At 70.2% G+C, this 20,862-nt stretch carries 19 protein-coding genes and 1 tRNA gene; 9 read left to right on the top strand and 11 right to left on the bottom strand.

Annotated elements, in window-relative coordinates:
- Nucleotides 1-6: 6 nt before the first annotated feature.
- Together RBS60_RS13160 and RBS60_RS13165 are read right to left on the bottom strand one after the other, a co-directional pair.
- Nucleotides 7-837 carry an aldo/keto reductase gene (locus RBS60_RS13160; RefSeq protein ID WP_307958016.1) on the bottom strand — a complete coding sequence of 277 codons (831 nt, stop codon included), beginning with the start codon at nt 835-837 and terminating at the stop codon, nt 7-9.
- A 117-nt stretch (nt 838-954) separates the two neighbouring features.
- Nucleotides 955-1,941 (bottom strand): LysR substrate-binding domain-containing protein, encoded by a 987-nt coding sequence (locus tag RBS60_RS13165; protein WP_307958017.1) that lies wholly within the window; start codon nt 1,939-1,941, stop codon nt 955-957.
- Nucleotides 1,942-2,034: 93 nt separating this feature from the next.
- Between RBS60_RS13165 and RBS60_RS13170 the strand changes: the two genes are divergently transcribed.
- Together RBS60_RS13170 and RBS60_RS13175 are read left to right on the top strand one after the other, a co-directional pair.
- Complete coding sequence (locus tag RBS60_RS13170; RefSeq protein ID WP_307958018.1) at nt 2,035-3,276, top strand: MFS transporter; 1,242 nt, start codon at nt 2,035-2,037, stop codon at nt 3,274-3,276.
- 159 nt (nt 3,277-3,435) lie between these two features.
- A complete protein-coding gene (locus tag RBS60_RS13175; protein WP_374049278.1) occupies nt 3,436-3,954 on the top strand; it encodes an Lrp/AsnC family transcriptional regulator in 519 nt (172 codons plus the stop codon).
- Nucleotides 3,955-4,058: 104 nt separating this feature from the next.
- Here RBS60_RS13175 and RBS60_RS13180 read toward each other — a convergent pair whose 3' ends face one another.
- The 3 genes from RBS60_RS13180 to RBS60_RS13190 all read right to left on the bottom strand — a co-directional run bounded on the left by RBS60_RS13180 (nt 4,059) and on the right by RBS60_RS13190 (nt 6,333).
- Entirely contained in the window at nt 4,059-4,286 is a 228-nt protein-coding gene (locus RBS60_RS13180; protein ID WP_307958019.1) for a hypothetical protein, read from the bottom strand.
- Nucleotides 4,283-4,912, bottom strand: coding sequence for a helix-turn-helix domain-containing protein (locus RBS60_RS13185; RefSeq protein ID WP_307958020.1), 630 nt, complete (start codon nt 4,910-4,912; stop codon nt 4,283-4,285). The genes RBS60_RS13180 and RBS60_RS13185 overlap by 4 nt, the downstream gene beginning before the upstream one ends.
- 134 nt (nt 4,913-5,046) lie before the next feature.
- Nucleotides 5,047-6,333, bottom strand: coding sequence for an MFS transporter (locus RBS60_RS13190; protein WP_307958021.1), 1,287 nt, complete (start codon nt 6,331-6,333; stop codon nt 5,047-5,049).
- A 101-nt stretch (nt 6,334-6,434) separates the two neighbouring features.
- On the opposite strand from RBS60_RS13190, the gene RBS60_RS13195 reads away from it, so the two are divergent.
- The 4 genes from RBS60_RS13195 to RBS60_RS13210 all read left to right on the top strand — a co-directional run bounded on the left by RBS60_RS13195 (nt 6,435) and on the right by RBS60_RS13210 (nt 9,722).
- Nucleotides 6,435-6,941 carry an Lrp/AsnC family transcriptional regulator gene (locus RBS60_RS13195; RefSeq protein ID WP_307958022.1) on the top strand — a complete coding sequence of 169 codons (507 nt, stop codon included), beginning with the start codon at nt 6,435-6,437 and terminating at the stop codon, nt 6,939-6,941.
- Between the two features lie 7 nt (nt 6,942-6,948).
- Nucleotides 6,949-7,944 (top strand): magnesium/cobalt transporter CorA, encoded by a 996-nt coding sequence (gene corA, locus RBS60_RS13200; RefSeq protein WP_307958023.1) that lies wholly within the window; start codon nt 6,949-6,951, stop codon nt 7,942-7,944.
- A 124-nt stretch (nt 7,945-8,068) separates the two neighbouring features.
- Nucleotides 8,069-9,058 (top strand): malate dehydrogenase, encoded by a 990-nt coding sequence (locus RBS60_RS13205; protein WP_307958024.1) that lies wholly within the window; start codon nt 8,069-8,071, stop codon nt 9,056-9,058.
- Nucleotides 9,059-9,146: 88 nt separating this feature from the next.
- Nucleotides 9,147-9,722: a DUF805 domain-containing protein gene (locus tag RBS60_RS13210; protein ID WP_307958025.1), complete on the top strand. Its 576-nt coding sequence runs from the start codon at nt 9,147-9,149 to the stop codon at nt 9,720-9,722.
- A gap of 99 nt (nt 9,723-9,821) precedes the next feature.
- Here the strand turns inward: RBS60_RS13210 and RBS60_RS13215 are convergent.
- The 4 genes from RBS60_RS13215 to galU all read right to left on the bottom strand — a co-directional run bounded on the left by RBS60_RS13215 (nt 9,822) and on the right by galU (nt 12,699).
- Nucleotides 9,822-9,894, bottom strand: a tRNA-Ala gene (locus RBS60_RS13215).
- 166 nt (nt 9,895-10,060) lie between these two features.
- Nucleotides 10,061-11,026, bottom strand: coding sequence for a hypothetical protein (locus RBS60_RS13220; RefSeq protein WP_307958026.1), 966 nt, complete (start codon nt 11,024-11,026; stop codon nt 10,061-10,063).
- A gap of 130 nt (nt 11,027-11,156) precedes the next feature.
- Complete coding sequence (locus RBS60_RS13225) at nt 11,157-11,774, bottom strand: GNAT family protein (protein WP_307958027.1); 618 nt, start codon at nt 11,772-11,774, stop codon at nt 11,157-11,159.
- Between the two features lie 7 nt (nt 11,775-11,781).
- Nucleotides 11,782-12,699, bottom strand: coding sequence for a UTP--glucose-1-phosphate uridylyltransferase GalU (gene galU / locus RBS60_RS13230; protein ID WP_307958028.1), 918 nt, complete (start codon nt 12,697-12,699; stop codon nt 11,782-11,784).
- 60 nt (nt 12,700-12,759) lie between these two features.
- Here galU and RBS60_RS13235 point away from each other — a divergent pair, with 60 nt between their 5' ends.
- The 3 genes from RBS60_RS13235 (at nt 12,760) to RBS60_RS13245 (ending at nt 14,803) form a co-directional block, all read left to right on the top strand.
- Nucleotides 12,760-13,422, top strand: a complete 663-nt coding sequence (locus tag RBS60_RS13235; RefSeq protein ID WP_307958029.1) for a 5-formyltetrahydrofolate cyclo-ligase — start codon at nt 12,760-12,762, stop codon at nt 13,420-13,422.
- A 218-nt stretch (nt 13,423-13,640) separates the two neighbouring features.
- Nucleotides 13,641-13,934 (top strand): FmdB family zinc ribbon protein, encoded by a 294-nt coding sequence (locus RBS60_RS13240; protein ID WP_307958030.1) that lies wholly within the window; start codon nt 13,641-13,643, stop codon nt 13,932-13,934.
- A 143-nt stretch (nt 13,935-14,077) separates the two neighbouring features.
- A complete protein-coding gene (locus RBS60_RS13245; protein ID WP_307958031.1) occupies nt 14,078-14,803 on the top strand; it encodes an RcpC/CpaB family pilus assembly protein in 726 nt (241 codons plus the stop codon).
- Between the two features lie 8 nt (nt 14,804-14,811).
- Here the strand turns inward: RBS60_RS13245 and RBS60_RS13250 are convergent, their stop codons facing one another.
- Nucleotides 14,812-19,143, bottom strand: coding sequence for a DUF4011 domain-containing protein (locus RBS60_RS13250; protein ID WP_307958032.1), 4,332 nt, complete (start codon nt 19,141-19,143; stop codon nt 14,812-14,814).
- Nucleotides 19,144-19,266: 123 nt separating this feature from the next.
- The gene (gene guaA, locus RBS60_RS13255) at nt 19,267-20,817 is read right to left on the bottom strand and encodes a glutamine-hydrolyzing GMP synthase (RefSeq protein ID WP_307958051.1); all 1,551 of its coding nucleotides are present in this window, start codon (nt 20,815-20,817) and stop codon (nt 19,267-19,269) included.
- Between the last annotated feature and the right edge of the window lie 45 nt (nt 20,818-20,862).

Consider the following 20,862-nt stretch of genomic DNA (forward strand, 5'->3'; position numbering starts at 1 on the left):
TTGGCGTCAGTGGCCGAACTTCTCCGGATCGGCCGCGTCCGGCCCCTTGCCGTCGAGGCCATCGAACGCCGCGATCTCGGCTGCCGTGAGGTCGAAGCCGAAGACGTCGAGGTTCTCGGCGAGCCGGCCAGGGTGCGAGGACTTCGGGATCGCGACGATTCCCTGCTGCGTGTGCCAGCGCAGCACCGCCTGGGCGGGGGTCACCCCGTGCGCCTCGGCCGCGGCCACCACGACGGCCTCGGACAGGAGGTCCTGACCGCGCCCAATCGGGGTGTAGGCCTCGGTCACAGTGGCGTGTCCCGCGTTGAACGCGCGGGCCTCGGGCTTGACCCAGTAGGGGCTCACCTGGAGCTGGTCCACATCGGGTGCCACCCCGGTCGCATCGATGAGCCGTGCAGCATGCGTAGGGTAGAAGTTGGAGACCCCGATCGAACGGACCTTCCCCTCGGCGCGCAGCCGGATGAGGCCTTCCCAGGCCTGGACGTACGTGTCCTGGTCCGGGTTGGGCCAGTGGATGAGGAACAGGTCGAGGTAGTCGACGCCGAGCTTGCGGACGGCGTTCTCCCAGGCAGTGTGCACCCCTTCGGGGCTGTGCCATTCGCGGTTGAACTTGGTGGTGATGAAGAGGTCCTCACGCGGTACCCCCGAGCGGCGCAGGCCCTCGCCGACGCCCGCCTCGTTGCCGTAGTTCTCGGCCGTGTCGACGTGGCGGTAGCCGAGTTCGACGGCGGTTGCGACGACGTCGGCCGCCGCAGCGTCATCGAGCGGCCACGTGCCGAGGCCGATCTGGGGGATGGAGTGGCCCGACGCGAGCTTGATCAACGGTGCAGTTGCCATGGGGCCAGCCTAGGACCAGGGACCGACTGACCTCTCCCCATGACGCGACCGTGACCCCACACCCCGCCGCCAGAGACCCCACAACACCGTGCCAGAGACCCCACAACCGGGGGCCGGCTAGCGGCCGAACGCGTCGGCGAGCAGGCCGGCGTCGAGCGCCAGGATGTGCTCGCGGAACATGCGCACCTGCGGCGGCTCCCCGACGATCTTGGGCCACACCAGCCCGATCTCCCGGAACGCGCCGTCGTCCTCGAGCGCAAGCTCTGCCCACCCGAGCCCCGTGCTCTGCAGCGTCGATCCGTAGACTGCGCCGTGCCCGGCGCTCGAGGGCGGAACGAGGGCCACGCCGAGCCCCGCGGACACGAGCCCGAGAAGCGTGCGCGAATCCTGCCCGGAGAACGCGATGTCCGGCGTGAATCCGGCATCGCGGCCGAGCCTGTCCAGGATGCTCCGCATCCCGAACCCCCGCTCGAGCGCCACGAACGGCTCCCCGGAAACCTCCGCGAGCCGCACGGCCCCGCGGTGCGCGAGCCGGTGCCCAGCCGGGACGGCGAGCCGCACGGGCTGCACGTGCAGGGTTGCACTGTCGACGTCCCGCGTCGGCACGGGGCGCGGCGAGACGATGGACAGGTCCACACGCCCTTCGGCAAGCGCATCGAGGCAGCTCTGGCGCGACCCTTGGATGAGCTCGAAGCGCACCTCTGGATACTCGGCACGGAAGCCGCTCACGAAGACGGGCACAGCTGATTCTCCGAAGGTCATCTGGAAGCTCAGTCGCACGACACCGCGAGCCTGGTGCTCGCGCTCATGGAGCGCATCAAGGCCATGCTGGAGCTCCTCGAGGGCCGTGCGGACCGCGGGCAGGAGCTGCTCGGCCGCCGGTGTGAGCCGGATCCCCCGCCCCTCCTTCCGCACGAGTTCAGCGCCTACGACGACGGCCGCGCGGGCGAGCGCTCGGCTCACCGTGGGCTGGGGAACCCCCAGGAGCTCCGCGGCCGCGGTGACGTGGCGCGTCTGACCGACGGCGTCCAGCACTGGCAGCAGCGGCAGAAGTCTGGCCAGCTCCCCGTGGAGCGGGGCCGGTATGGCTGACGGCACGGCCATATCACTTCCCTTCGCAACCCATACAATTCCGTTATATGTTCTCATAAAGAGTGCATTGGACGCATGCATTGAGACTTTCCTAGGCTGGAGGGCATGAGCATCGCCCCCGAGACCGCAACCGCCAGCGTCCGCTGGGAGGGCCATGCACGGGGCAGCCGAGGCTACAGACGACTCCTCGCGGCGCTCGCCTTCGCAGGCGTCGCGACGTTCGCCCAGCTGTACTCCCCCCAGGCTCTCCTTCCGCGGCTCTCCTCCGAGCTCGGCATCGATCCGGCGAGGGCGGCCCTCACGGTCTCGCTGGCCACGATCGGCCTGGCCGTCGCGGTGCTCCCCTGGTCCTTCGTCGCTGACAGGATCGGGCGTGTCGGTGCGATGCGCGCGGGAATCGTCGCCGCGACCGCTCTGGGCCTCGCCGGTCCGTTCGCCCCCACTTTCGAGGCGCTCCTGGCGCTGAGGTTCTTCGAAGGAGTCGCGCTCGGTGCCGTGCCGGCGATCGCGATCGCATACCTCAGCGAGGAGGTCACCCACACCCACGCCGCGATCGCCGCGGGGACGTACATCGCGGGCACAACGGTGGGCGGGCTCGCCGGCCGGCTCGTCTCCGGTCCGCTCGCCGCCATCGTGGGCTGGCGGCTCGCGGTCCTTGCCGTCTCGGTCCTCGGCGCGGCCGCGGCCGCCGCGTTCATCGCGCTCGCTCCCAAGGCGCGGGGATTCTCCCCGGCGGCGCGAACGCCCGGCGGGGTCCGGGGCGCGGCGGGCACGGTGGCCCGCAGGCTCGCGGCCCAGCTGCGCAACGGCCGCCTCCTCATGCTCTACGCCCAGGCCTTCCTCCTCATGGGCTCGTTCGTCGCGGTATACAACTACCTCGCCTTCCGGCTCGAGGCCGCGCCGTTCTGGCTGCCGGCGAGCCTCGCGAGCCTCGTGTTCATCGCGTACCTCTCGGGGACCTTCAGCTCGGGCTTCGCCGCGAGTCTCAGCAGCCGCTACGGGCGCAGGACCGTCGTCGTGGCGAGCACCGTCGCGATGGCAGCGGGCGCCGTGGTCATGGTCGCGGATTCGCTGGCCGCTGTGCTGATCGGGCTGCTCGTGTTCACGGCAGGGTTCTTCGCCGCACACGGCATCGCCTCGGGCTGGACGGGCGCGATCGCCGCTTCGGGCCGCGCCCAGGCCGCGTCGCTGTACAACCTTGGCTACTACGGCGGATCGAGCCTGCTCGGCTGGGCGGGCGGCCTCGTCTTCCACACGTGGGGCTGGTCGGCGCTCGTCCTGGGCGTGGCCTCCATCGCGCTCACGACGGCGGCCGCCTCCTGGGCCGCGCACCGCCCCGCGCGCTGAGGTTCTCCTCGAGGGGCCACCGCAGCAGGACCGCGGTGGGTGCTCCAGGCGAACCGAACGCCTCGGCGACCACGCGACGTCGCACGTCACGCACGCCGAGGGCCGGACGAGAGCCGCGCGGCTCGCATATCATGGGGGTCGCCCACCAAGGAGGAATCCGTGACGATCCCGAGCACCGGCCGACCGCAGGCCGCCGCCGGCGCCCACCCTCCGGGAGGGGAACCGCTCGACGAGGTGGACCGCCGGATCCTGGCGGCGCTCGTGGAGGACGCGCGCATCACCAACAAGCAGCTCTCCGAGATCGTCGGGATCGCCCCGTCGACGGCGCTCATGCGCACGCGCGCACTCTCCGAGCGCGGCATCATCACGGGCTTCGAGGCGAAGGTGGACCTCGCGGCGGTGGGCCGCAACGTCCAGGCGCTCATCTCGGTGCGCCTGCGCGCCCACGACCGCGACCAGATCGACTCGTTCACGGCGCGCGTCCCCCAGCTGCCCGGGGTGCTCGCGACGTTCCACACGTCCGGCGCGGTGGACTATCTCCTGCACATCGCGGTGGGCAGTACCGAGGAACTGCGCGACTGGGTCCTGGACAACCTCGCGACCGACCCGGTGGTTGGCCACACGGAGACCACGCTCGTGTTCGAGCGCATCCCCGGCCCGGGCCCGCTGCCGGCCTGAGGAGGCCGGCCAATGGCACCCAGCAGCCGGCGGACGGAGTGCTGATCGGCATCCTCCCGCTCCGACCGCCCCGGCGGCCCCCGACGGCCCGGTACGGCGCGGATTCACCGGATCCAGTGGTGCAGGCCGAGCGGCTCGGCGAACCGCGCATCGGCGCGGCGCTCTTCGGCCCGGGCGAGACGAGCGAGGTCCATCCGCGGACTTCTGGGCCGCCGCTCCCGGGGCCGCTCCGCCCAGTCGACCAGCGTCAGGCCGATCCGGTAGGCGAGGATGGCGAGGCGCCCGCGCGCGTGCGAGGGCGTGCTTGGACGGGTGAGGACGGTGCTGCTCATGGCTTCTCCTCGGGCTGAGTGGCCGCGCCGGTGGTCCGTCCGGCGGCAAGCGGGAAGGCGTTGAGGTGGATCTGCACGGGACGGGCTCCCGCGAGTTCGCCCCGATTGCGGATCTCGTTCACGAGGTCCATGGCAAAGGCCTCGAGGCGCTCCGAGACCTCGGCGAGCTGCGCGGCGGTGAGCCTGATGTTGGTGGTGCTGACGGTCGCGGCCTCCGACCACTCTGGAGACTCCTGGAGCCAACCGTGGTCCATGAAGTCGGCGAGCGCGGCAGCCCGACGGTGCTCGAACTCGCGGCTCACGAGCTGGGCGGCCTCGGACGTGGCGGGATTGTCCGCGAGCTCACGCGTGACGATCTGGAGACTCCCCCGGGGACGGTCCCACCAGCGCTCCCGTGCGGACCCGCGACCCTCGACCTCGCGCAGGAAGTCGTGCTTCGCGAGCTGACGAAGGTGATAGCTCGTTGAACCCGTGGATTCGCCGAGGATCTCAGCGAGCGTGCCGGAGGTCTGCGGACCGAGCTGGGAGATGATGTCGAGGATCCGCACCCTCAGCGGATGGGCGAGGGCCTTGAGTGACGCGACGTCAACGGTCCGCCGCGGCTCCGGGGTCGGTGTGGATTCCATACCCCGAAGCTACGCTTGCAAAGAATTCTTTGCAATAGACTATTTGCAACAGATTCTTTGCAATGACTTCTTTGCAGCGTTCGCTGTGCGGTGGGGCCACCAACTGGTGTCGGGAGCGCGCAGCCGCCCCGACCCTATGCCCCGGCCGCCCGCGGAGCCCGCAGGGCCCGCAGCGCGAGCAGGGCCAAAGCGCCGAATGCAAGCGAGCATGCCAACAGGAAGATGGGAGCGGCTACGCCGAGCCCCACCGCGCCCGCGAGCGCGCCAAGCCCCAGCACCGGCACCGCGCTGCCGAGGTACGTCACGACATAGAGGAGGCTGACGGTCTGCGCGTGCCGTTCGGCCGGCACCGATGAGGCCACGGCATCGAACCCGGCACGGAACGCCACTCCCTGGCCTGCGCCAGCCACGGCGCTGGCGAGGATGAGCGCGGCCGCGCTCCCCGCCGTCGTGCCCCACGCGAGCACGCCCACGGAGACCGCGAGGGCGGTCAGGCCCAGCACTGAGTCCCGTCGCGCACGACGGCGCCCGCCCGGCACGAGCAGCTGGCTCGCCGCAGAGGTCGCGAGGGCCAGCCCCGCAAGCGCACCGAGCGCCGTCGGGGCGCCAAGGCCCAGAACCCGGGCGAAGACAGCAGGCGAAAGCGCAAGCTGGTAGCCGAACCGGGCGAAGCTGAGGAATCCCGTTGCAGCGGCGAGCCAGAACGTCCGCCGTGCCTGTCCGGCCGGCACCGCGCCGCGGAGGCTGCGTGGGGCGAGCAGCCTCGCGGGTCTCACCCCGGTGCGCACAAGTCCGGCGGGCAGGAGTGCGGCCGGGCGCGCGCGGACGAGGACGAGCGGCACCAGGAGTACTGCGAGCAGCAGGGCGTGCACGGCGAACGGGACCGCCGGTCCGCCGGGAAGCACAGCGAGGGCGCCACCGAGGACGGGGCCCAGGGCAACGCCGCCCGAGGAGGCGAGCAGCGTGAACCGGGAGGCCCACTCTGGCCGCTGCGGCAGCAGTTCGCGCAGGGCCGCGGCGCACGCCCCCGTGGCCAGGCCGACTGCCATGCCCTGAAGCACCCTCCCCCCGCAGAGCGCCGGGAGCGAACCGGCGGATGCGAAGACTGCACTCCCGGCCAGTCCGAGAATGACCGCGAGCACCATGGCCGCACGGCGCCCCACGTAGTCGGACCAATGGCCTGCCGTCACGAGCACCCCCACGAGCGCCAGGACGTAGCTCGCGAAGGCCATCGTGGTGCCGAGGCTTCCGTAGCCGAGACGCTCCTGCAGGCCCGCATAGAGCGGCGTGGCGAGGTTCGCACCGACCAGGAGCAGGAACATCACAGCGCCGGAGAGGACGAGGCGCACGGTGCGCGAGGCGTCCCATCCGGGGCGGGCTGCGGCCGGCGCGTGCATGCGAAGCTCGGCGATGACGGTCATGCCGCCATTTTCGCGAGGCGTCGTCCCCAGTAGTCATCTCTACCCCTGCTGATTGATCATGGTGATCAGAGATGCCCTGAGAACTGACCTAGGAGTGATCAATGAGCACCACGCTGGACGCCACGGACCTGAGACTCCTGTGTGCCCTCGTCGAGGACCCGCGCGCGCAGATCGCCGAACTCGCGGCCCGCGTCGGCGTCGCCCGCAATACGGTGCAGAGCCGGCTGAAGCGCCTCGAACGCGCCGAGGTGCTGCGCGGGAGCGGTCGGGATGTGGACCTCGAGGCGCTGGGCTACGACGTCGTCGCGTTCATCACCCTCGAGGTGGTGCACCGGGACCTCGACGCCGTCGTGGCCGGGCTGCGCCGCATCCCCACGGTGCTCGAGGCCTATGAGATCTCGGGCCGCGGAGACATCTGGTGCCGCCTTGTCGCGGCAGACACCCACGAGCTCCAGGCTGCCCTGCGCCAGGTGCTGCGCATCAAGGGGGTCATCCGCTCCGAGACGGTCCTCGCCCTGCATGCGCACGTCGCGTATCGCGCCGATGCACTCCTACGCCGCGCCGCGGAGGTGGCGGCAGCACCGCCGTCGGCCCCGACGCACCGATAATGGGGCGGTGATCATCGACAACGCCGTATATCTCGACGGCCGCCGCGTCGCCGCCCCGGAGTCCCTCGAGCAGACCTTTGAGACCCTCGATGCCACGGGCGGGAGCATGGCGTGGATCGGGCTCTACCGCCCGTCGACCGAGGAGATGGCCGAGGTGGCCCACGAGTTCGGCCTGCATGACCTCGCCGTCGAGGACGCCATCAAGGCCCACCAGCGCCCCAAGATGGAGCGCTACGACGACATGATGTTCACGGTGCTCCGCCCCGCCCGCTACATCGACGAGTCGGAGACAGTGGAGTTCGGCGAGCTCCACATCTTCACTGGTGCGAACTACGTGGTGACCATCCGCCACGCCGAGACAGCAGGCGTGGGCCTCGTCCGGAAGCGGCTCGAAGCGGATCCCGAGTTGCTGGCGCGCGGTCCCGAGTCGGTGCTGTACGCGCTCCTGGACCGCGTTGTGGACGACTACGAGCCCGTCGTCGGGGGCCTTGAGAACGACATCGACGAGATCGAGGACCAGCTCTTCGCCAACGACCCATCGGTGTCGCGGCGCATCTACGAGCTCACCCGCGAGGTCCTGCAGTTCCAGCGCGCGGTCCACCCTCTCAAGCGGATGATCGAGAGCATCGAGGGCGGGTTCCTGAAGCATCGGGTCGACATCGAACTCCAGCGCAGCCTCCGGGACGTCCACGACCACCTCGAGCAGACCGTCTCGCGCGCCGATGCCTTCCGGGACATCCTCCAGAATGCCCTCGTCCTGGACGGCACCCTGACCGCCAATCGGCACAACGAGACCAGTCTCGCCCAGAACGAGCAGGTCAAGCGGATCTCCTCGTGGGCCGCGATCTTCTTCGCCCCGAGCCTTGTTGCGGGGATCTACGGCATGAACTTCCACAACATGCCCGAGCTCGACTGGGACTACGGGTACCCCTACGGGCTCGCCCTCATGGTCGTCGCGGGCTTCATCCTCTGGCTCATCTTCAAACGGAAGCAGTGGCTCTGACGGGAGCCAGCGCGTGCCGGAGCGGAGCCGGTTCGGGGCAGGCTCGAAAGACTGTCCGCGCCGTCGGGCCAAGGCGCACGACGGCGGGCTGCCGCGGCTCGGCGAGGACGGCTAGGCTGGCGCCATGACCGCCCAGTCGTCAATGACAGTGACCGTCACGGGAGCAGCCGGCCAGATCGGCTACGCGCTCCTGTTCCGCATCGCGAGCGGAGCCATGCTCGGACCGGACACCCGGGTCCGGCTCCGGCTGCTCGAGATCGCCGCGGCCGTGCGCGCGGCAGAGGGGACCGCGCTTGAGCTCGCGGACTGCGCCTTCGCCCTCCTGGACTCCGTGGACGTGACGGACCGCGCGACCAGCGCGTTCGACGGCGCGGACGTGGCTCTCCTCGTCGGCGCGAGGCCGCGGAGCGCCGGCATGGAGCGCGGCGACCTGCTCGAGGCCAACGCCGGCATCTTCGGGCCCCAGGGGCGGGCCATCAACGACCATGCGGCGGACGGCGTGCGCGTCCTCGTCGTCGGCAATCCGGCGAACACCAACGCACTCATCGCGGCGTCGAATGCGCCCGACGTTCCGCGCGACCGGTTCACTGCCATGACGCGCCTCGACCACAACCGGGCCGTTGCCCAGCTCGCGGCGAAGCTGGGCTGCCGAACCGCGGACGTCGAGGGCGTGACGATCTGGGGCAACCACTCCGCGAGCCAGTACCCGGACGTCACCAACGCGACGGCGGGCGGGCAGCCGGTGTCCTCCCTCGTGGACGAGGCGTGGCTCGAGTCCGAGTTCATCCCGCGGGTGGCCAAGCGTGGCGCAGAGATCATCGACGTCCGCGGAGCATCTTCCGCGGCCTCGGCCGCGAGCGCCGCCATCGACCACGTGCGGGACTGGGTCCACGGCACGCCGGGCCGGTGGACGTCCGCCGGCGTGGTCTCAGACGGTTCCTACGGCGTTCCCGAGGGTCTCGTGAGCTCGTTCCCGGTACAGGCAGTGGACGGCCGCTGGGAGATCATGCAGGGCCTCGACGTACCCGACTTCTCGCGGCGTCGCATCGAAGCTTCAGTGGCAGAGCTCGAGGCCGAGAGGGACGCCGTGCGGGTACTCGGGCTTCTGGGCTGAGCCAATGGGCCTTCAGACCCTGACACAGGGGATTCGCTGCTCCTAGCATGGGAAACGTGGGCACGGCCCCGCCGAAAGGAACGGTTCGATGACCAGCCAACAGCCTCCCTATGCGGCCGGCAGTCCGGTCCACCCGCTCGAGCTCCCGTACTACGGCGCGCCGCCGGTCGAGGCGTTCACACGAGTTTGGAAGAAGTACGCAGTATTCACCGGGCGCGCGAGCCGCAGCGAATACTGGTGGTGGGCACTCGCGTCCGCCATAGTGTCCGCCGTGCTGAACGCCATCAGCCCGACCGTGGTCAACGGGCAGACCACGGGATCGAGTGTGCTCGGTGGGCTCTGGTTCCTCGTCAGCGTGGTGCCCTCGCTGGCGGTTGCGGCCCGCCGCCTCCACGACGTGAACGCCAGCGCGTGGCTCCTGCTGCTCGCCCTCATCCCCGTGCTCGGCTGGATTGCCCTGATCGTGATGCTTGCCCAGCGCGAGAATCCGATGGGGCAGCGCTTCGATCGGTATCCGGGCAAGCCCGCGGCCCCTTATCAGCAGCAGGGGTATCCGCCATACCAGCAGCCACCGTATCCTCCATACCAGCAGCCGCCTTATCCCCCTCAGCAGCCGCCGACCGCACCACCCCCGCCCCCGCCGGGCGCGGGGCCGACGCCCTAGGCCGAGGAGGGCTGGGCAGCCGTCACCGGCGCCCAACGAAAACAGGGTCCCAGTCAAAGACTGGAACCCTGTTTTCTTTTGCCCTGACAAGGGCAGACGTGGAGCCTAGGGGATTCGAACCCCTGACCTCTTCGATGCGAACGAAGCGCTCTACCAACTGAGCTAAGACCCCTCGGTGCGGGAACAACGTTACTGGGGCGCTGCCCAAAATCAAAATCGGAGACCGCCCCCAGCAGCCCCTCGGACCGGTGCGAACGGCCTTCTCGTGCGGAGGAGAGAAGCCACAGTGCGGGCGTGCCGAAGCGTCTTGAAGCTCATTCCGGCGCATCCGGCGGGAACTAGGCGCGGCGGCGCTGGAGCACTTCGTCGAGGTTGCCGAGGGCACCCGCACGGCCCGCGGGGCGGGGTGCAAGAGCGGGGACCCCGGGAACCGTCCCAGGCTCCGGACCCTCGGCCCTTGGCTTGAGGGTTGGGTGTCCTTGGGGCTGCGGATCGGCCGGGACCTCGAGCGGGGCTGGCTCTGGGCGTTCGGCCTTTGCCGCCTCGAGGTACGAAGGCTTGGGCACCTCGACCGGATCCCACGCGGCTTCGCCCTCGCCGCTGGCCTTGGCCGCCTCGTCGGCAGTGGCCTGGGATGCCTTGGCAACCTCGAGCGCGATCGCGCGCAGTTCCTCGCGGCTCATGGCCCGCGGGGCAGGTTCTGGCTCGCGCCCGGCGTCGAAGACTTCCGCCGGAACCCGCGGTGACGGTGGAGGGCTCGGGTCCACGGCATTGGCCGTCATGGCCTCGCGGAAGGCGTCGTCGACACGCCGCTTCCTGTCGCGCAACGCGAGCGTCCGCAGGATCGCCACTGAACCCACCGCTGCGGCCGCGCACACCGCGGGAATCCAGCCGGGAACGCCGAGAAGCATGAGGGCGAGCGTCACGGCAGTGGCGAGCAGCGCGGCGAGCCCTCCGAGGGCAACACCGAGACGCCCCCAACGGATCCGGAGCCGCGGCGGCATCGGCGCGGACGGCACCTTCGGATCGGACTGATCGGACGACGCCGCGCTGGCTGCCTGAGACTTCGGCCCTGCCTCGGCGGAGGGACGGCCCGGGCTCCCGCCTCCGGTCGCTGCCGAGTGGCCCGCGGGGGCGCTCGCGCCGTCATCAATCGGGTCGACGTCGGCAGAGTCCATCAGCAGGGAGGCCTCCCCCGCTGCACGCGCCGAACGACGCCGGCGCATGAGGTACGGCGCAACCCACAGCAGCCACACGAGCACGGCAGCGCCGAGCACCGTTGAACTGCTGAGGGCAACATCCATACCTGAAACCGTAGGAGGATCCCCGGGACGGGACCCGGATTAGCGTCGGTGTGTCGCGAGAACCGCCGAGTCGGGTGACGAACGCCATGCCAAGCACCGCGCGGCGTCGTGCGTATCGACTCTGCAGCTGTCAGCGCGTGGCGAGCCACCGGCCGAGCAGCCCTTCCGCAGGGACTTCCTCGGCCGTCAGCGCGAAGGACTCGTGATCCGCCCAGGCACCGTTGATGTGCAGGTAGCGCGGGCGGAGTCCCTCGTAGCGGAAACCGAGCTTCTCGACGACCCGCAGGCTCGGCGCGTTCTCCGGTCGGATGTTGATCTCCATGCGATGGAGACCCATCTCACGGAAGCAATGGTCGGTCGTCAGCGCCACGGCTGTGGGGGCGATCCCCCGCCCTGCATGCTCCCGGTCCACCCAGTATCCGAGCGTTGCCATGAGCGCCGAGCCCCACACGATCGAGGACACCGTGAGCTGGCCGACGATGGGCGACGACCGCTGGTGGGGGTCGTCGAGGGTCACCACGAAGGGCAGGGCCGAGCCCTCCCGGGCCTGGCGCGTGAGGGAGCGGACCATGTCGCGAAACGTCGGCAATGCCCCTCCGGGCTGCGGATTCGAGGCCTCCCACGGTTCGAGCCAATCGCGGTTGCGGGCCCGCACCGCCATCCACTCCGCCCGGTCCGGCATGCGCAGGGGTCGCAGCGCGAGGTCCCCGGAGCGCAGAGTCACGGGCCAAAGACCCGATGCCCACATCCTCGGCTCAGGCGTGCGAGGAGGGGGCTTCCGCCCCGTTGGCCACGAAGTCCGCCAACCACGAACGCAGATCGGCGCCGAACTCGTCACGCTGCACGGCGAGTGTGACGACGGCCTTGAGGTACGAGAGCTTGTCGCCCGTGTCGTAGCGGCGCCCGCGGAAGACGACGCCGTACACGCCGCCTCCCTCGCCCTCACGCCGGGCGAGGGTCTGGAGCGCATCGGTGAGCTGGATCTCACCGCCGCGGCCAGCCTCAGTGTGGTGCAGCACCTCGAACACCGCCGGGTGGAGCACATAGCGGCCGATGATCGCAAGGTTGCTCGGGGCGTCCGCAGGCTCAGGCTTCTCGACGAGCCCGTGGACCTGGACGTAGCTCTCCCCGGCGACCTCGGTCACATCCGCGCAGCCGTAGGCCGAGATCTGCTCTCGGGGCACCTCCATGAGCGCCACGACGGAACCGCCGGTGGCCTGCTGTACACGGATCATGTCACTGAGGAGTTCGTCCCGCTCATCGATGAGGTCGTCGCCCAGGAGCACGGCAAAAGGTTCGTTCCCGACATGCCGCTCCGCGCAGAGGACTGCGTGGCCGAGTCCCTTCGGGTCGCCCTGGCGGACGTAGTGGATGTCGCCGAGGTTGTTCGATTCCTGGATGGCGGCGAGCTTCTTGCTGTCGCCCTTGGCCTCAAGGGTCGCCTCGAGCGACGGCACCCGGTCGAAGTGGTCCTCGAGCGCCCGCTTGTTGCGACCGGTGATCATCAGGATGTCATCGATGCCCACCGACACGGCCTCTTCGACCACATACTGGATCGCGGGCTTGTCGACGACGGGCAGCATTTCCTTAGGCATGGCCTTGGTCACCGGGAGGAACCGGGTGCCGAGACCGGCAACGGGAATGACGGCTTTCCTGACAGCAGAGGTAGACACGAGGCTCACTCTATACGAGAGCTATCCCGCCGCGACGCACCCGGCACTAGAGTCGACGGCATGGACCTCGCCGAGCTCAAGTCCGCGCTGCGTGCCCAGCTATGGGAGTCACGCCGATCCCTCGCCGCCTCGGACATAGCCTCGGCCGCCGCTGGCATCGCGGACCACGGGCTCGCGTGGATACACGCCAATGTCCCCCAGAGCGCGCTCGTGACGGCGTATCTCGGCGTCGGCTCGGAGCCGCCCACGCTTGCCCTCATCGAAGCGCTCCACGGCGCGGGGTACCGCGTTCTTCTACCGATCTGCCTGCCGGAACGCCAGCTCGGATGGGTCGAATGGCACCCCGGGATCGACTTCGCGCGCAGCCGCTATGCGCCCGTCCAGGAACCCGTAGGCCCGCTCATCTCCTCCGAGGACGCGCTCAGGGGATGCGACGGGCGGCCAGGCGTCGCCGCCGTCCTGCTGCCCGCAACGGCGCTCGATACCGACGGGCGCCGACTCGGGCAGGGCGGCGGCTACTACGACCGCTTCCTCGCCCGGGTGGACGCCTTGGGCGCCCGGCTCCCCACTGCCGCTGTGGTGTACGACGGCGAGGTGCTCACCGCCGGCGCGGTCCCGGCCGACCGTCTGGATCGCCGCGTGGGTGCCGCCGTCACGCCGGGAGGGCTGCGGCCTCTAGGCAGCGTGACGGACGATGTCCGGAGTGGTGAAATCCCGCGGTAAGGGCCCGGCAAGGTGTCGTCGGGGTCAATGGTGTCGGCTCCGCACCGGTCGCCCGAGTAGCGGCCGGAATAGTCCTTGGGGTCCGCCTGTTAGAATTAGCAGTCGGGGGTTGTGACTGCCAGCGCGGCACGGTGCCAACGGTGCCGCCGCGGGAAGGCCGCCACGCTGGGCGTGGTACCGGGCAGAGAGCAGCCTGCCCTGTCCAGCGAGGAGTTTCTGTGCCCACGTATGCCTATGCCTGCAAGGACTGCCACCACGCATTCGATGCCGTGCAGTCGTTCAGTGATGCGTCCCTGACGGTCTGCCCTGAGTGCGGCGGGACGCTTCGCAAGAAGTTCAACAGCGTCGGCGTGGTCTTCAAGGGCAGTGGGTTCTACCGGACCGACTCCCGCAGCGGCGGCAGCACCGTTCCCGCGTCGACGGGTGCCAAGGAGACAGCCCCGAAGGACTCAAGCTCCAAGGACTCGGGCTCAAAGGTTCCTGCAGCGGCTCCCGCGCCTGTCTCGAGCTGACACCAGCCACCACGTTCTGCTCCGGGCCGCATTCTCGACCTTCGCCGAGCCAGTCCTCCTCCACAGATACACGCTTGGGCGTGTCGTCCACATAGCGCCACCGGGCGCGGTCAGGCGCTTGCCTGAGGCCTAGCTTGGCGGACATGAGCCGCTCCGCGTCGCCTCCGTTACGCCGCCCTCAGGCCCCCCGCGGGTGGGAACCCGCCCGGCGAAGCCCGTTACGCCGCTTCATCGACCGCCGTCGCCGCACTCTCGCTGCCGCCCTCCTGTGCCTCGGCGCGGGGGCGGCCGTCTATCAGCTCACGCCGCCGTCGGCCGCTCTGGTGCCCGTTGCGGTGGCCGCCCGCGACCTTGCCGGCGGCACAACCGTCTCCTCCGGAGACCTCCGCATCGCGCGGCTCCCTGCCGAGGCCGTTCCACAGCGTGCCGAGGCCGAGGTGTCGAAGATCGTCGGGCAGAGGCTCGCCGGGCCGCTGCGCAGCGGAGAGGTGCTCACGGACGCCGCCGTCGTCGGACCCGGCCTCCTCGCCGGCACCGGTCCCGGCACCAGCGCCGTACCCGTGCGGATGGCAGATCCGGCTTCCCTCCAGCTGCTCAGCCCCGGCCAACTCGTGGATCTCGTCCTGAGTGCCGAAACCGGCAGCGCTGCCAACACGGCCAGCGCGAGCACAACCCTTGCCTCACGGGTTCCTGTGCTCTGGACCGGGAAATCCGGAGGCTCCGGCCAAGCTGGAGCCTGGCTGGGCTCCGCGCAGGACTCGGAGGGCCTGCTCGTCGTCGGTGCATCCCCGGAGCAGGCCATCCGGATAGCCGGAGCCTCCACGCGGGGCAAAGTCTTCTTCATGCTCGTGGAGGCGGGGCCCCGATGAGGATACGGTCAGCCCCAGTGCGGGGGCCTCTGCTCCTTGAGCCAGCGGTCGCGTTCGTCCCCGCGCCCGCCTTCCTTGGTCGGCTCGGCAGCCCCGTGCACCTGCGGAGCCTCGGGTTCGTCGGCAGCGGTGGGTCCGGTCCCGGGCACTGTGGCACGACGCGGGCCGCGCAGGCGACGCATCTCGCCGTCGCCTTCCTCGGAGGTCACCCCCGATGCTCCATCCGGACCATCCGCACTCTGGCCAGCGGCTGCCTCCGCGGAATCGGCTCGGGCGGGGGCCCCGGGGCCATCAGGGCGTCCCGCACCCCCACCTTGAGCACCCCCTGCGGCGCTTCCGCTTGGCACGCTTGCGGTTGGCGCAGGGCCTTGCCCGTCGCGCGCGTTCTCAGCATGATCCGACGTGGACCTCATCGCTTCGTCTTCGCTCCTTGGCGCGTCCTCTTCACCCGACCCGGACCGCGGGCCAGCGTCGCTCCTGGGCCGTGCGCCCGCGTCGTCGGCCGGCCGGTTTCCCTCGTCAACCGGCCAGAACGCCGGCGCACCCGTGAGGAAGCCGGCCGGGCCGCCGTCCTCGGCGTGGGTCTCGAGCCCCAGTTCAGTCGCGATCATCTCGGCACAGCTGCTCGGGTCGGTGAATACCTCGATCGTCCACAGGGTGAAGTGCTTCCAGCCGCGGCGCTCGAGCCGCTCAGCGCGCTGACGGGTGCGCTCACGCACGCTCAGGCGCCGATAGCGCTCCGTTCCATCGGACTCGACGGCAATGGGAGCGGTCGGCTCGTGGTCGTCCCGGCCGATCGTGAGCAGTGGGTCGATGGCCGCGGCCATGTCGACCGCGCCGTCGTAGTGATGCCAGACCCGTGCGCCCCGGGACGCCAGCCGCTCCCCGAGGTCCGTGACCAGCGGATCCGCGCCGAGCGCCTCGGCGCTCGCGGCCGCACGTGTGGCCGGACTACCGAGATGGCTGTTGCCCGAAAGCTCCCTGTCGAGCAGCTCGTAGAAGTCCGAGGCGCCCTCGCTCAGGCGTGTGACGTCGAGCTCGGAGGGCTGAAAGCAGCTCAGAACATGCAGGCTCTGCCTTGCACGGCTCATCGCAAGCGCGAAACGCCGCCGGCCACCTGGTTCGCTCAGCGGGCCGAAGTTGTGCATCGCCCTTCCATGCGGGGTCCTGCCGAAGCCGAGCGAGAAGATGACGTGATCGCGGACAAGTCCACCCGCGCGGTCGATGTGGACCACCCGGAAGGGCTCCTCGCCCCCGCTGAAGAAGCTCGCCACCTCGGGATGGTTGGCCATCTGGAGACGGATGGCCTCGCCGACCCGCGCTGCATGGTGTGCACTCGCGGTGACCACGGCGAGCGAGACCTCGGGACGGTGCTGCGCGTGGTCGAAGACGAGGTCTACTACCCGGTTGACCTCCGCCGCCACGGACTCCACACCGCCGTCCTCCCCGCTGGGAAGCCCCGTGCCGTCGGCGAGGTACTCGAGCAGGAATGGCCGGTCGAGCCCGGTGACGCTCGCGCCGTCGGGCAGTCCCCGCAGGCTGCCTGCGTAGAACCGCCGGCTCAGCTGGAGATCGAGGTCCTCGTCCACCGAGCGGTACATGGTGCGCAGGCGCACCGACGGCAGGACCCGCGAGAGCGACACGAGCGCGCTGTCGACCTCGGCCACGGGCGACTGGCCGGGCTGGGACTCGACGCAGACGGAGAACGGTCTGGGGTTGGCGACCTGGGGATCGCCGAAGGCGATGATCTGGTCGGCCCTGGCGATGGCGGGGAGGGCCGCGCGCAGAGGCATGGAATCGGCGTCGAGGATGAGGACGGCGTCGAACCTCCGATCGTGCGGAAGGGCCGCCGTAAGCGCGTACGGGCTGCAGGTCCACACGGGGACGAGCGGGCGGATGAGCCGCGGGCACTGCCGTTCAAGCGCGCTCAGGCTGATGCGGCCGTCCTTGAGCAGCGCGCGGAGGGACTCGGCCTCGCGCGCGTGGCGCTCGATGGCCTCGGACCATTCCCGCGCCAGGCGCCACCGGAGGCGCACGGCGCCACTGGCGATATGGGCGCGGTCGGCGCGCACGAACTCCGACTCCGCCTGCCGCAGCTGCTCGCCATCGGACATCGCGAGGTAGTCATCGCCGCTGATCATCGCCTCAAGCACCGACTGCCACCACGCCAGCTCAAGCTCGGACGCCACCACCGCGGCAGGCGCCTCGCGCTCGGTGAGGTCGCTGAGCAGGTCTCCGAGTCCGCGCTCACTGAGCTCGTCCTCGAGGAGGGTCCGCTCGGGCAGCGACCGGAGGGTCGGAGAGTCCTCGGCGAGCGCATCGAGACGGGACGTCAGCTCGTTGACGTCGGAATCGAGAAGCCTGCCGCCGAACGCCGTGGGTGCAAGGGTCGTGCCGAGCCGCCTGAGGCCCCGCTCGACCGAGAGATAGGCTTCCCTGAGCTCCGCGAGCCCGGAGGGGACGGACGGGTGGCGCTGGGACACGGCGCACGTAGCCCACGCCTCGCGCTGGGACTGGACGAGGGCGAGCGCGCTGTGCAGGTCGGCAAGGTGAACGCCCGGGCGGACGTACTCCTTGGCCACCCGCCGGAGCCGCGAGCGCTGGATCGCCGTGACCTCGATCCCCCGTTCCCGGCGCCACGCGGCAGGGGCCGTCGCCGCGATGAGATCGGTGACGGGCCGGTCGAAGATGTCCGGGGTGAAGTTGTCCAGACTCTCGCGCACGGCGACGAGAAGCTCGAGCTGGCGGCCCCAGCCGGCCACGGTTCGCTCGAGCCGGATCGCGGCGTGCTCCGCCACTGCCCTCATGCGTTCCTCGAGCGCCGGGACCTCGGTTGCCAGTCGGGCAGCGAGCTCGCGGGCATCGTCGGTCTCGCGGCGCGTGACGAGCCGGGCACCGTGCCAAGGGCTCTCCGAGGCCGCACGGCTGAAGCTACCGAGTTCGGCCGTCCGCCGGAGGCGCTCGCTCAGTTCGGCCCGATCCCTGATGCTGTCCAGGACGCTCCGCTTGAGCCGGACGGTCGTTGCCGGCGCAGGATGGAGCGACGTGAGAGCGGCGAGGGACTGCATTGCCTCGTAGGGCGAGCAACCCCAGCGCTCGCGTACGTTGTGCAGGGACTCGACATGGTCGATGAGCTGGTGGCGTCGCTCCCGAAGGACTCGGTACATCCCGGCGAGGTGTGGTTCGTGGGACTTCTCGTTGCGGACGATCGCGCGCACCACCTGCTGGCGGAGCTGGCCCGGGCTCAGCGTCGCGCCGAGCTGCAGGACGAGCGAGCCGAGGCCGAGCGCGTCGCATTCCCGGTGCAGCTCTGCGAGGCTCGCCCTTCGCTCGGCGATGACGAGCACGGAACGGCCCGAGTCCACGAGGGTCGCAAGTGCATTGACGGCGGTCTGCGTCTGCCCGGTTCCGGGCGGTGCCTCAACCACGAGCGAGTCGCCGGCACGGACGGCGTCGATGACGAGCTGCTGGTCCGCGTCCGCGTCGAGGACCAGGAATTCGTCCTCGGGGTCCCGCGCGTCGAGCTCCGGGAAACGGGACTCATCGAGGGGCTCAGGGGCCACGTGCACCGATCCGGACGTGGAGGCGAGTGCGGCAAGGATGGGATGGACCGCGGTGATCGAAGGATCCTCGAGACTCTCCTCGAGGTCGGCGAAGGTCGAGACGAGGAGCCTGGACTCCACCTCCGCTCCCGCGATCGGGGCGACGAGCATGCGGATGCGCTCGAGCACCGGCTGCGGATCGAGGCGCGCGGTGCTGTATGCCAGGCGCTCGATGGCGGGTGCATCGACGTCGATGCGGTGGACGGTACGGAGGTGCCGCACGAGAGCGGGATTGACCTTGGCCTGTTCCGTGAGCTTGAGCTCGAAGTCGTCCTGCTCGGGCCGTACGGTGAGCGCGATGGCGGTCAGGAGCACGGGCGCACTGATGCGGCGTGGCTTCCCGCCCACCGCCGAGGTCCAGGTGGCGAGCCCGGCGGCGAGATGGCCAGCGTCGACTCCGCGCTCGTTGGCGAGCTCATGCGATTTGGACCGGAGATTCCTGGCCGCCCGCGCGGCCCGCGTGTAATCCTGCCGGTCCCGCAGGAGCGTAGAGAGGCGTGTCCTCCGGCCCGCGAGGAGCTGGGCGAGGCCCGAGGCATGGGCCCGGGTCAGGTCGATGCTTCCGTCCGGGCCCGGGAAATAGGCGAGCATTGTGTCGGGACCGGTGACTCCGGGCAGGGCAGAGAGCCACGCGTCGAGACGGGCTTCCTCCTCGGGGGACGGTGTCTCGGGCACGTCTGGGATCTCCTCAGCAGCGGCAAGGGCGCTGGCTCGTTTGCCTGTGGACCATCTCGGCATACCTTCGAGGTTAGCGCGTCCTCCGGGGTTGACCGTGGAGTGCAACGCTGCAGGCCGCCAAATCGGCGAAGGCCGGCGTCCCAGAGGGACGCCGGCCTTCGCCTCGCGGAGCAGCCTCGAGGGCTACTCCCACTCGATCGTTCCCGGCGGCTTGCTCGTGACGTCGAGGACAACGCGGTTGACGCCGTCGACCTCGTTGGTGATGCGATTGGAGATCCTGGCCAGCAGATCGAACGGCAGGCGCGACCAGTCCGCGGTCATCGCATCCTCGCTCGACACCGGACGGAGCACGATCGGGTGCCCGTAGGTACGGCCGTCACCCTGGACGCCGACGCTGCGGACGTCTGCGAGGAGCACCACCGGCATCTGCCACACGTCGTTGTCGAGACCCGCGGCAGTCAGTTCGGCTCGGCCGATGGCGTCGGCCTTGCGGAGGAGGTCGAGCCGCTCGGCCGTCACCTCGCCGACGATGCGGATACCCAGGCCTGGACCCGGGAACGGCTGACGCGCGACGATCTCCTCGGGGAGGCCGAGCTGACGCCCGACTGCACGGACCTCGTCCTTGAACAGTGCGCGGAGGGGCTCGACGAGCTCGAAGCGGAGATCCTCCGGGAGGCCGCCGACGTTGTGGTGGCTCTTGATGTTCGCCGCGCCCTCGCCGCCGCCGGACTCGACGACGTCCGGATACAGCGTCCCCTGGACGAGGAACTTGATCTGTTCGCCGGCGGCGTGCGCCTGCTCGACGATGGCCCGCTCGGCCTCCTCGAACGCGCGGATGAACTCGCGGCCGATGATCTTGCGCTTCTGCTCCGGGTCGGTGACGCCGGCGAGCGCACTGAGGAAACGCTCCTGCTCGTTCGCAACGTACAGGTTGACCCCGGTCGCGGCGACGAAGTCCCGTTCGACCTGCTCGGCCTCTCCCTCGCGGAGCAGGCCGTGGTCAACGAAAACGCACGTGAGCTGGTCCCCGACGGCGCGCTGCACGAGGGCAGCAGCCACGGCGGAGTCGACGCCTCCCGAGAGGCCGCAGATCACCCGGGCGTCCCCGATCTGGGCGCGGATCCGGTCTACCTGCTCCTCGAGGATGTTGCCCGTGGTCCAGTTCGGCTCGAGGCCGGCCACAGTGAACAGGAAGTTCTCGAGGACCTTCTGGCCGAAGTCCGAGTGCTTGACTTCGGGATGCCACTGCACCCCGCCGAGGGCCTTGGCCTCGTTCACGAACGCCGCGACCGGTGCGCCCGCAGTGGTCGCGAGGACCTCGAAGCCCTCCGGAGCCGCCTGGACGGAATCGCCATGGCTCATCCAGGTGTTCTGGGTGGCCGGGATGCCTGCGAGCAGGGAGTGCGGCTCGCCAACCGCGGTGGCCACCGTTGCGCCATACTCGCGCAGGCCCGTGCGGGCCACGCTCCCCCCGAGCGCGTTGGCCATCGCCTGGAAGCCATAGCAGATGCCGAAGACGGGAACGCCCGCCTCGAACAGGTCCGGGCCGACGCTTGGCGCACCCTCGGCGTAGACGCTCGAAGGTCCGCCGGAGAGGATGATGGCGGCGGGGTTCTTGGCCAGGATCTGCTCAGTGGTCAGGGTATGCGGGACGATCTCCGAATACACCTTGGCCTCGCGCACGCGGCGGGCAATGAGCTGCGCGTACTGGGCCCCGTAGTCCACCACCAGCACCGGCCTTTGCACCGTCTGGGCGTTGGGCGCCTGGGCCGGTTCTGC

This window comes from Sinomonas sp. ASV486 (assembly GCF_030908215.1).
GTDB lineage: Bacteria > Actinomycetota > Actinomycetes > Actinomycetales > Micrococcaceae > Sinomonas > Sinomonas puerhi.